Here is a 10,960-nt window from a genome sequence, read left to right on the forward strand (position 1 = left end):
TGGCGTTTCCTTGGCCGTGCTCAGCCCTGCATGCCGGTTTCGTAGCCGGCGATTTCCTCTTCGGCCAGGACCTGCCGCAGTTGCGCCGCGGATGCCCGGCGCATCGGCTTCTCATCGACGCTCGACAAGGGCGCCTGGCGCACGGCGTCCTGCGGCAGCACGGTTACGTCGAAGCTGAGCTCCTCCGCGCTGAAAAGCCAGACCGGAGCATCCAGCCCGCGCTCGCGATCCAGGCGCAGCCGGCGTGTCCTGGACTCGCTGGGAATCCGATGTTCCTCGAGGAACCGGGGCAGTGCGTCCGGATCATCGCTGTGGACATGCAATTGCACGGCGGCGTTGCTGTCCGAAGTGCCTTCCAGGACCGGTCCGACCAGCCGGGGGGAGAAGTCGTGGAAGAACTCCAGTGCGCGCAGGGCCGCTTCACGGCGGCGGCGCACGCCTTCGGCATGGGCCTCGCCGACGAACAGGCGCTGGTACTCGCGCAGGGCGTCCTCGATCTCGCGGTTGCGCGGCAACGACGCGTCGTCGTGGATGCCCAACCGGTTGGCGGCCTTGAGCTTGGCCTGGTGGAAGTCGCGGATGCCACCCTCGGCCATCAGCCTGGCGGCCTCATGGGCGAGGCGGTGACGGCGCTCGCGGATGCGGGTTTCGGCGTGCTGACGGGCATGGTGCATGATGAGCCTCCGCGTCGAAACTAGCGGCGACTGTACACCAAGGATTGTGAATGTAAATCGGTGGATCACCCGGGTGATCCACCGATGCCGGGGGAAGCGTGGTCAGAAGATGTCGAAGGCTTCTTCGTCCGGGACCGCATCCTCGGGCCCGAAGTCGTCGAACTGTTCGATGCGCTCCAGGTCCTCGGCCTTGACCCACTCGGTCGCGCCGTTGGTGGTCACCTGGACCATGCCGGCGGGCGGATCGTTGGCGGCGATCGGCTTGTCCTTCAGCGCCACCCGCATGTAGTCGATCCAGATCGGCAGCGCCGCCTTGCCGCCGTATTCGCGATAACCCAGCGAACGGAAGTCGTCGCGGCCCACCCAGACGGTGGTGACATAGGTACCGCCGAAACCGGAGAACCAGGCATCGCGGTGATCATTGGTGGAACCGGTCTTGCCGCCCACGTCCTCGCGTCCGAGCGTCTTGGCGGCGGCGCCGGTGCCGCGCTGGACCACGTCACGCATCATCGAGACCAGTTGGTAGGCGGTGCGCTCGTCGATGGCGCGCGGCGCGGCAACGGTATCGCCGGCCTGCGCCGGCTTGACCGGCGGTGCGGCCGCGGTCGGCGGGGCCTTGGCCGGCGCGGGCTTGGGCGCGGCCGCCTGCTGGGGGCCGAAGTTGAAGCCGTCGACCACGTCGTTGGCGGGCACCGCGGCATTGCCGAGCGAAGTGCCGCTGCAACCACGGCAGGCGACCGCGGGCTTCTCCTTGAACAGCACGGCGCCGGCACGATCCTTCACCTCGTCGATGAACCAGGGGGTCACCCGCGAACCGCCATTGGCGAAGACCGCATAGCCACGCGCCACCGACATCGGGGTCAGCGAGGCCGTGCCCAGCGACATCGACAGGTTGGGCGGCAGCTCGGCCTCCTCGAAGCCGAACTGACTGATGTACTTGCGCGCGAAGTCCACGCCGATGGCGTCGAGCAGGCGTACCGAGACCAGATTGCGCGACTGCACCAGCGCCTCGCGCAGGCGCATCGGGCCACGGAAGCCGCCGCCGTCATTCTGCGGGCGCCACATGTGGCCACGGCGGTCGCGGAACACGACCGGTGCGTCGAGCACGATCGAAGCGGGATTGAAGCCCTTTTCGAACGCGGCGGCGTACAGGAATGGCTTGAAGCTCGAACCTGGCTGACGGCGCGCCTGGGTGGCGCGGTTGAACTTGTTGCCGGCGAAGCTGTAGCCGCCGATCAGCGCCCGCAGCGCGCCGGTGTCCGCATCCAGCGATACCAGCGCCGCCTGCGCGCGCGGCACCTGGTCGACCACGTAGCTGCCTTCGGTCTTGCCGGCCTTCAGGCGAACCAGATCGCCACGCTTGAACAGCTTGCCGGGCGATTTGCCGGTCCACTGGCTGGCCGACGGCGGCAGCACCACCTCGCTGGCGTCGGACAGGACCACGCGGGCGCTGCCGTCCGCGGTGGTGGCGGCGACGATGGCCGGGCGCATGCCGCCCTGCGGAGGCACCCCGTTCAACTGTGCGGCCAGCGCCTTGGCGTCCGCGTCGGCGGGCACGTCGAAATGCCGTTCCACCCCGTTCCAGCCGTGGCGGCGGTCGTACAGCTGCAGGCCCTCGCGCACCGCCTGATCGGCGGCCGCCTGCAGGTCGGCGTCGATGGTGGTGGTGACGTGGTAGCCCTTGGTCAGGACGTCGCCGCCGAACCGGGCAATCATCTCCTGGCGGACCATTTCGGCCACGTACGGCGCGTAGACCTCGACCGGGCGCTCGTGCGGGGTCGCATGCATCGGTTCGGCCTTGGCCTCGGCCGCCTGCGCCGGGGTGATGTAACGGTCCTCCAGCATCCGGCTGATCACGTACACGCTGCGCTGGTGGTTGCGCACCGGGTTGCTGATCGGGTTGCCGCTGGAAGGGAATTTCAGCGCGCTGACCAGGGTCGCGGTTTCGGCCAGGGTCAGCTGGTCAAGCGTTTTCCCGTAGTAGTACTCGGCCGCCGCGGCCACGCCGTAGGAGCGGTTTCCGAAGAAGCTCTTGTTGAGGTAGAGCTCCAGGATCTCGTCCTTGGTCAGCATCTTCTCGATGCGCATCGCCAGCATCATCTCGACCAGCTTGCGCGTGTAGCTGTACTCGGAGCTGAGGAACCACTGGCGGGCGACCTGCTGGGTGATGGTGCTGCCACCGGCCACGCGGCCTTCCTTGCGGCTGACGATCTGCCAGACCGCCCGGCTGACGCCGGTCAGGTCGACGCCGTTGTGCTTGTAGAAGTCCGAGTCCTCGGCGGCGATGAAGGCCTGCTTGACCGGCTCGGGGACGTCCTTGATGGAGACCGGGTAGCGCCGGGTCTCGCCGAACAGGCCGATCAGGCGGCCGTCGCTGGCGTAGACGTAGAGGGGCTCCTGCAATTCGACGCTGCGCAGGGACTGGATGTCCGGAACCTTGGCCGAAACCACGTAATAGAGGACGCCGATGGCGGCCAGGCCGGCGAGGGTGAGGACCAGGCCGGCCAGCAGGGCCCAGCGCAGGAGACGGCGGAAACGGGGCATCCAGTGGGATCCGATTGCAGAATTCTCGGGGGCAGAGTATAGATGACGGCTGGGGTCGCCGCCGGCGATCCTAGGGGGAACAGTAACTTGTGTGACAACCTTCGTGAACCGTGACAAGCCGCACAGCCACGAAAACTGAAGTTGCCAAGCGTAAAAAGTTGGTTATTAATGTGGCGGTAGCAGTACCGCCCAGTGCCCGTCGGAAGGGGAAAGACCGTGGGGCTAATCCCAAGAAGCCAGGCGCCGCTGGTCGGCGTCGATATCAGTTCGACCGCGGTCAAGCTCTTGCAGCTTTCCCGCGTCGGTAACCGTTACCGCGTGGAGCACTACGCGGTCGAACCGCTGCCGCCCAATGCGGTGGTGGAAAAGAACATCGTCGAGGTCGAGGCCGTCGGCGAGGCCATCCGGCGCGCGGTGACGCGGGCGGGAACCAAGGTCAAGCACGCCGCCGCCGCGGTGGCGGGCTCGGCCGTCATCACCAAGATCATCCCGATGCCCGCCGATCTGGACGAGAGCGATCTCGAGGCCCAGGTCGAGCTGGAAGCGGTCAACTACATCCCGTATCCGATCGAGGAAGTGAACCTCGATTTCGAGGTGCTCGGCCCGATGCCGAACAACCCCGAAATGGTGCAGGTGCTGTTGGCGGCCTCGCGTTCGGAGAATGTCGAGCTGCGCCAGTCGGCGCTGGAACTCGGCGGGCTGACGGCCCGGGTGATGGACGTGGAGGCCTTCGCGGTCGAGAACGCCTTCGCCCTGATCGCCGACGACCTGCCGATTCCGCAGGACGGCGTGGTGGCATTGGTCGACATCGGCGCGACCATGACCACCCTGAACGTCCTGCGCCGTGGCCGCAGCCTGTACAGCCGCGAACAGGTGTTCGGCGGCAAGCAGCTCACCGACGAGGTGATGCGCCGCTACGGGCTCACCTACGAGGAAGCCGGCCTGGCCAAGCGCCAGGGCGGACTGCCGGAAAGCTACGAGGTCGAGGTGCTGGAGCCGTTCAAGGAAGCGACGGTGCAGCAAATCAGCCGCCTGCTGCAGTTCTTCTATGCCGGCAGCGAATTCAACCGGGTCGACCAGATCGTGCTGGCAGGCGGTTGCGCCGCGCTCCCGGGCCTGCCGGAGATGGTCGAGGAACAACTCGGCGTCCCCACCGTGGTGGCCAATCCGCTGGCGCAGATGACCCTCGGACCGCGCGTCCAGGCGCATGCGCTGGCCCAGGATGCTCCCGCGCTGATGATTGCCACCGGCCTGGCGCTGAGGAGCTTCGACTGATGGCAAGAATCAACCTACTTCCCTGGCGCGCCGAACGACGCGCCCAGCGGCAGCGTGATTTCTACGCCATGCTGGGCCTGGCCGCGCTGGCCGGTGTACTGCTGTCGTTTCTGCTCTGGTTCCATTACGACCGCCAGATCAGCGGGCAGCTCGTGCGCAACGATTTCCTGAAGGGCGAAATCCAGAAGGTCGAGGCGCAGATCCAGGAAATCGATACGCTGGACAAGCAGAAGGACCGGTTGCTCGCACGCAAGAAGGTCATCGAGCAACTGCAGGCCAACCGCTCGCAGATGGTTCATCTGTTCGATTCGCTGGTGCGCACGATTCCCGACGGCGTCGCGCTGTCGAACATCAAACAGGAAGGCGAGGTCCTGACCCTGGAAGGTCGGGCCCAGTCCAATGCGCGGGTCAGCGAATACATGCGCAACCTGGAAGGCTCCGGCTGGATGACCAAGCCCGACCTGGCGATCATCGAAGCCAAGGCGGAGGACGCCAAGGCGCTGTCCGGCGGAGTCAGCAGTTCGCTGCCTTACATGTTCAACCTGCAGGTGCGCCTGGCGAACCCCAACGCTTCCGAGGGCAAGGATGGCCAGCCGGCTGATGGGAACGCAATGCCCGAGGTCAGTCCGGCTCCCGCCGCCGCCACGGCTGCACCGGTGACGCCGGTCGTTCCCGCCGATGGAGCCAGTCCGGCCGCCACGCCCGCGTCGCAGCCGGCTACGCCCGCCAACACCACCCCGGCCGCGCCTTCGAATCCGGCCCCGACGCCCGCCAACAGCCCGGGGAACGCGTCATGAGCCAGAAAAAGACATCGCTCAAGAACCTTGACATCAACAACATCGGTGCCTGGCCACAGAACGCGAAGATTGGCTTCTGCGTGATCGTTGGCCTGTTCATCCTGGTGATGGCCTATCTGCTGGTGATCAAGGGCAAGCGCGAGGATCTCGCGCAACTGGAAGGCCAAGAGAGTTCATTGCGCCGCGACTTCGAGGAAAAGCAGGGGCGCGCCGCCAACCTGGGGCCCCTGAAGCAGCAGTTGGCACAGATGGAACAGGTGCTGCAGCAGATGCTGCGCCAGCTGCCGAGCAAGACCGAGATGCCGGACCTGATCATCGACATCTCGCAGACTGCGCTGTCCAGCGGCCTGTCCAACGAGCTGTTCCAGCCTGGTCCGGAGACGCCGAAGGAGTTCTACGCGGAGAAGCCGATCGCCCTCCGCATGGTCGGCAGCTACCACCAGTTCGGTGCCTTTGTCAGTGGCGTGGCCTCGCTGCCGCGCGTGGTCATCCTGACCATGCACGACATCTCGCTCAAGCCGAAGGAAGGCAAGGGCGCGATCACCAGCCGCGGCGCGCTCGAACTGTCGGGAACCGTGAAGACCTATCGCTACCTCGACGAGAAGGAAATCGAGGACCAGGAGAAGGCCGCCGCCGACGCGGCAAAGGCAGGAGCGAAGTGAAGAACATGCATTCCGCTATCCGCCCCTTGCTCCTGGCCTGCCTGGCGGTGTCGCTCGCCGGCTGCGCGCGCGGCATCACCAGTACGCCGGGTGACGCTCCCAACCTGGAGAAATGGGTGGCGGACGTACGCGCCCGGCCCGCGCCTCCGCTGGATCCATTGCCGGTCATGCAGCAGTTCGAGACCTTCGAGTACGCGGCGCAGAGCCTGCGCGACCCGTTCAGCAATGCGTGGAGCAACGTGGACAACGGGGGCCTGCGGCCGGATCCGAACCGCCGCAAGGAAACCCTGGAACAGTATCCGCTGGACAGCCTGGACATGGTGGGGACCATCGGCAAGGGTCCGGGCTTGATCGCCTTGGTGATGGCGCCGGACAAGGTGACCTACCGGATCCGTCCGGGCAATTACATGGGCCAAAGCGATGGTCGCGTCACCTCGGTACGCGAGGACGGCATCGAAATGGTCGAACTGGTGCCGGATGGCGCAGGCGGCTGGCTGGAACGCCCCGCCTCGGTCGCGCTTGAAGAACAATGATTGGGGGAAACACGATGACCGCTTCAAACGCTAATGGCCTGCGGCCGATCCGGCGCCTGGCTACGCTCAGGACCCAGAGCCTGGGTTTTGCCATCGGCCTGCTGGTCGCCACGGGTGCAGCCGGTGCGGCCAATCCGACGCCCCCGGTCCAGGCCGTCGCGCCGGCCTCCGCAACCGCGGGCACGCCTGCGAAGGGCCAGGTGGCGATCACCAACATCGACTTCCGTCGAGGCGAGGATGGTGCCGGCCGGCTGGTGGTCAAGTTCGACCGCGCTGGCGCGGCTCCCGATTTGCGCAACCTGGGAGCCTCGGTGGTGGTGGATGTCGGCAATGCCGAGATTCCCGCCAACCTGCAGCGTGGCCTGAACGTGGTGGATTTCGCGACCCCGGTACAGCGCGTGGATGCCCGCCCGAGCGGCCAGGGTACCCAACTGGTGTTGAGCACGCAGGGCGCCTTCGAATCACTGGCTTACCAGACCGGCAACGAGTACGTGGTGGAAATCGCCCCGCGGGCCGACAAGCCGGCGATGGGTGCGTCCGGAAGCGGGGCGGCGGCAACGGTCGCCAGCGCCGCGGCCAAGGTGGCGGGTTCGCAGAATACCCGCACCTATGGTGGACGCCCGGTCACGTTCAACTTTCAGGACGTGCCGGTCAGGACGGTGCTGCAGCTGATCGCCGAGGAATCCAACCTCAACATCGTTGCGTCCGACACCGTGCAGGGCAATGTCACATTGCGTCTGGTCAACGTGCCCTGGGATCAAGCGCTGGACATCGTGCTGCGCGCCAAGGGCCTGGACAAGCGCCGCGAAGGCGGAGTGGTCTGGGTCGCGCCGCAACAGGAACTGGCCAAGTTCGAACAGGACAAGGAAGACGCGCGCATCGCGATCGAGAACCGCGAGGATCTGGTCACCGACTACGTCCAGATCAACTACCACAACGCCGCGGCCATCTTCAAAGCGCTGACCGAGGCCAAGGGCATCGGTGGCGCCTCGGGCGGCGGTGGTGGTGCCGGCGGCACGGGCCAGCAGGAAAACAGCTTCCTGTCGCCGCGTGGTCGCCTGGTCGCGGACGAGCGCACCAACACGCTGATGATCAGCGATATTCCGAAGAAGATTGCGCAGATGCGCGAACTGATCAGTGTCATCGACCGACCAGTGGACCAGGTGCTTATCGAAGGCCGCATCGTCATCGCGACGGATACCTTCGCGCGTGACCTGGGCGCCAAGTTCGGCATCGGTGGCCGCCGCAGCTACAACAACGGCGACAACACCGGCACGATCGGCAGCGGGGCCACTGGCAACGCCAATGCGTCGCGCGGCTTGAACGTCAACCTGCCGGCGAAAACCTTCACCACGGGTACCTCCGCGAGCATCGCCTATACGTTGCTGGGCCGCAATTTCAATCTTGATATCGAACTGCAGGCCTTGCAGGAAGAAGGCCGGGGCGAGGTCATCTCCAATCCGCGCCTGGTTACCACCAACCAGCGCGAGGCCGTCATCAAGCAGGGTCGCGAGGTCGGTTATCTGACCGTGACCGGCCAGGGCACCGGCGGTGCGGCGCTGCCGACCGTCCAGTTCAAGGAGGCGCTGCTGGAGCTGAAGGTCGTGCCGACCATCACCAGCGACGATCGCGTGTTCCTGAACCTGAACGTCAAGAAGGATGAAGTCCTGCGCTTCATCGATCTGGGGCAATTCGGGTCGGTGCCGGAACTGGCACGCCGCGAGATCAACACCGCTGTGCTGGTTGACGACGGCCAGACCGTGGTCATCGGTGGCGTCTACGAGTTCACTGATCGCACCAGCATCGCCAAGGTGCCGTTCCTGGGCGACATTCCCTTCCTGGGCAATCTGTTCAAGAAGAAGGGACGCAGCAAGGAAAAGGCCGAGCTGCTGATCTTTGTGACTCCGAAGGTGCTGCGCGTGGCTACCCAGGCTGCCGCTACTCAGCGGAGCCCTTAATAGCTGTCTATTAAGGTTCTAAGAAAATCTTGGAGAGGCGAGGGAAATCCTCGCCTCTTTTTTTGGGCCTGAGAAAGCGGCATGAAGCTCTGACCAGCTATTCCAACTATTTGCGTCAAGTTTCATTTTGAAGTGAATTGTGACGCTCTCCAAGTCAATCGAGACTAGTGACTTGCAAACTGATTCCGCCCTATAGGGAACGAGCACGGATTTCTATGGGGCGACGGTGGAGTCGATCTTGCATCAATGCAGGAGTGTCTACTCAGATGAAGAGCGGCGGCGACGTACTCGATTGATTGGAAGTGCGTTTGTTCAACGCCGCCTGAGAAGGAATGATTGGTTAAAGGAGCAAATCAATGAGGCATCGATACAACGGGTTTCTGGGGCTGGCACTTTTTTATCTTCTCCTGATGGTTGTGCCAAATGCTTCGTCTGCACAGAACGTTATTTGTAGAGAAAAATCGTCTGTACCGGAGGGCTACGTCATAACCTCGGTGGTGCAGAAACCGGCATGTGTAACGGGCTATGGCGCAACAATAGAATTGCCGGTTGACAATTTGATGGTTTGCGCGCACTCGCCCATCCCGACGCCTTTTGTCGTGACGGGTGGAACTGATGGCTACGACACGACAACCTGTCGAGGGGTCGGAAGGCTTTCGATACACGCAGTTTCGGACAATATGATGGTTTGCAGTAACTCGCCCATACCGCTTGGCTATGGTGTTACCTATTTTACGAACGAAAGACAGAGCTGTCTGATAGGAAGGAAGCTTTTGAACAGGCTCCAGGACGGAATGTCGATCTGCTCTTTGATGACATCGATCCCATCACCCTATGTCGTGACGTGGGTCGGAACAGGCTTGAGCTGTGGAAATTCACATCAGACATACAGAGTAAATACGATTCGGGACGGTATGAGTGTTTGTTCGCAGTCCACCATCCATCCCGGCTATGTGATTACCCAGGTAACGCAGGGGGGAGCTTGTGGGGCCGGCAAGACTTACACCATCAATCAAGCCCACGACGGCATTTATGTGTGTGAGAACAGCCCGATTCCGCCATCCTATGTTGTGACAGGGCGAGATATTCATGGTGCCTGTGGCCAATTGAAGTCCTATAGGCTCAATGTAGTCCGCAATGGGATGGAGGCATGCAGCGGAAAACCGGTGCCGAGTGGATACGTAATCACCAACATCACCAGCAATGCATCCGATTGCCTGCTGACCGATCGGTATAAATTGGAAGTTCCATATGAAGGCATGGTGGCTTGTGCGAACTCCCCCATTCCAGCCGGCTGGAAGAAGGACGGGAGCGTGAACATCTATTACTGCGGTTGGTTCCAAGGTATTCGACTCAGCAAGAGTTAGCGGAAACGCTGCTGAACAGGACGGTTGTTCACGGCTGAATCCGAGCCAAGCAGGTCAGCCTCAAATATGAAGCGCCATTGCGCGAGATGGGGCAGAATTCAGGCCTGTTTGACTTGCAAAGGCGGGCGGCGTGGAACATCGAGAGGGTCAGGCGAATCCGGGCGTCAGCGCTGATCGCCTGCATATGGCCTTTGCCGAATTGCGGCAGGACCTGGCCGACACCATCGTCGGCCAGGCCGCGCTGATCGAGCGCCTGCTGATCGCATTGCTGGCGGATGGACATCTGCTGGTCGAGGGGGCGCCCGGGCTGGCCAAGACCACGGCGGTGCGTGCCCTGGCCAGCCGGCTGGAGGCCGATTTCGCCCGCGTCCAGTTCACCCCGGACCTGCTGCCCGCCGATCTGACCGGCACCGAAGTCTGGCGTCCCCAGGACGGACGCTTCGAATTCCAGCCCGGTCCGATCTTCCATCCGCTGCTGCTGGCCGACGAGATCAATCGTGCGCCGGCCAAGGTGCAGTCGGCCCTGCTCGAGGCCATGGGCGAACGCCAGGTCACGGTCGGGCGGCATACCTATCCGCTGCCGGCGCTGTTCCTGGTGATGGCCACCCAGAACCCGATCGAACAGGAAGGCACCTTCCCGTTGCCCGAGGCGCAGCTGGATCGCTTCCTGATGCACGTGCGCATCGGTTATCCCGAAGCCTCGGCGGAAGCGGAGATCCTGCGCCTGGCCCGCGAACGGGCACGCGAAACCCTGCAGCCGATCGCGGCCACGGTGACCCGGATGCCGCAGGAAGACGTGTTCGCCGCGCGCAAGGCCGTGCTCGATCTGCACGTCGCCCCGCAACTGGAGCGATATCTGATTGAACTGGTGCTGGCATCGCGCGATGCCGGTCGCTACGACGCGGCGCTGGCCCGGCGCATCGCCTGGGGCGCGAGCCCGCGCGGTTCGATTGCGCTGGAACGCTGCGCGCGTGCGCGGGCCTGGCTGGCCGGACGCGACTACGTGACCCCGGAGGACGTCCGTGCAATTGCGCCGGACGTGCTGCGCCATCGCGTGCTGCCGAGCTATGAGGCCACCGCCGAGGGCTGGGATGGCGATCGCCTGGTCGCGGCCTTGCTCGACGTCGTGCCGCTGCCCTGAGGAGAACCG

General features: G+C 64.2%; 9 protein-coding genes. 7 read left to right on the plus strand and 2 right to left on the minus strand.

The window, feature by feature from the left end:
• Positions 1-20 precede the first annotated feature (20 nt).
• Together AC3DE2_RS01850 and AC3DE2_RS01855 are read right to left on the minus strand one after the other, a co-directional pair.
• On the minus strand, positions 21-674 hold the full coding sequence (locus tag AC3DE2_RS01850) for a hypothetical protein (RefSeq protein WP_488424824.1): 654 nt from the start codon (positions 672-674) through the stop codon (positions 21-23).
• A gap of 102 nt (positions 675-776) precedes the next feature.
• Complete coding sequence (locus tag AC3DE2_RS01855) at positions 777-3,218, minus strand: penicillin-binding protein 1A (protein WP_295379963.1); 2,442 nt, start codon at positions 3,216-3,218, stop codon at positions 777-779.
• A 216-nt stretch (positions 3,219-3,434) separates the two neighbouring features.
• Here AC3DE2_RS01855 and AC3DE2_RS01860 point away from each other — a divergent pair, with 216 nt between their 5' ends.
• From AC3DE2_RS01860 to AC3DE2_RS01890, 7 genes are all read left to right on the plus strand, one after another.
• Positions 3,435-4,493 carry a pilus assembly protein PilM gene (locus AC3DE2_RS01860; RefSeq protein ID WP_488424826.1) on the plus strand — a complete coding sequence of 353 codons (1,059 nt, stop codon included), beginning with the start codon at positions 3,435-3,437 and terminating at the stop codon, positions 4,491-4,493.
• Positions 4,493-5,290 (plus strand): PilN domain-containing protein, encoded by a 798-nt coding sequence (locus tag AC3DE2_RS01865; RefSeq protein WP_488424828.1) that lies wholly within the window; start codon positions 4,493-4,495, stop codon positions 5,288-5,290. The genes AC3DE2_RS01860 and AC3DE2_RS01865 overlap by 1 nt, the downstream gene beginning before the upstream one ends.
• On the plus strand, positions 5,287-5,952 hold the full coding sequence (locus tag AC3DE2_RS01870) for a type IV pilus inner membrane component PilO (RefSeq protein WP_295375372.1): 666 nt from the start codon (positions 5,287-5,289) through the stop codon (positions 5,950-5,952). The genes AC3DE2_RS01865 and AC3DE2_RS01870 overlap by 4 nt, the downstream gene beginning before the upstream one ends.
• A gap of 5 nt (positions 5,953-5,957) precedes the next feature.
• On the plus strand, positions 5,958-6,485 hold the full coding sequence (locus AC3DE2_RS01875) for a pilus assembly protein PilP (protein WP_295375374.1): 528 nt from the start codon (positions 5,958-5,960) through the stop codon (positions 6,483-6,485).
• A gap of 14 nt (positions 6,486-6,499) precedes the next feature.
• Entirely contained in the window at positions 6,500-8,443 is a 1,944-nt protein-coding gene (locus AC3DE2_RS01880; protein WP_488424830.1) for a type IV pilus secretin PilQ, read from the plus strand.
• A gap of 356 nt (positions 8,444-8,799) precedes the next feature.
• Positions 8,800-9,810: a hypothetical protein gene (locus AC3DE2_RS01885; protein WP_488424832.1), complete on the plus strand. Its 1,011-nt coding sequence runs from the start codon at positions 8,800-8,802 to the stop codon at positions 9,808-9,810.
• A gap of 184 nt (positions 9,811-9,994) precedes the next feature.
• Entirely contained in the window at positions 9,995-10,951 is a 957-nt protein-coding gene (locus AC3DE2_RS01890) for an AAA family ATPase (protein ID WP_295375747.1), read from the plus strand.
• The last annotated feature ends 9 nt before the right edge of the window (positions 10,952-10,960 follow it).

This window comes from Pseudoxanthomonas sp. 68-E7, from assembly GCF_057773145.1.

Coding starts and splice junctions, on each gene's coding strand:
- AC3DE2_RS01885 (WP_488424832.1), top strand. CDS start 8,800: ATGAGGCATCGATACAACGGGTTTCTGGGGCTGGCACTTTTTTATCTT.
- AC3DE2_RS01890 (WP_295375747.1), top strand. CDS start 9,995: ATGGCCTTTGCCGAATTGCGGCAGGACCTGGCCGACACCATCGTCGGC.
- AC3DE2_RS01865 (WP_488424828.1), top strand. CDS start 4,493: ATGGCAAGAATCAACCTACTTCCCTGGCGCGCCGAACGACGCGCCCAG.
- AC3DE2_RS01855 (WP_295379963.1), bottom strand. CDS start 3,218: ATGCCCCGTTTCCGCCGTCTCCTGCGCTGGGCCCTGCTGGCCGGCCTG.
- AC3DE2_RS01850 (WP_488424824.1), bottom strand. CDS start 674: ATGCACCATGCCCGTCAGCACGCCGAAACCCGCATCCGCGAGCGCCGT.
- AC3DE2_RS01875 (WP_295375374.1), top strand. CDS start 5,958: ATGCATTCCGCTATCCGCCCCTTGCTCCTGGCCTGCCTGGCGGTGTCG.
- AC3DE2_RS01870 (WP_295375372.1), top strand. CDS start 5,287: ATGAGCCAGAAAAAGACATCGCTCAAGAACCTTGACATCAACAACATC.
- AC3DE2_RS01880 (WP_488424830.1), top strand. CDS start 6,500: ATGACCGCTTCAAACGCTAATGGCCTGCGGCCGATCCGGCGCCTGGCT.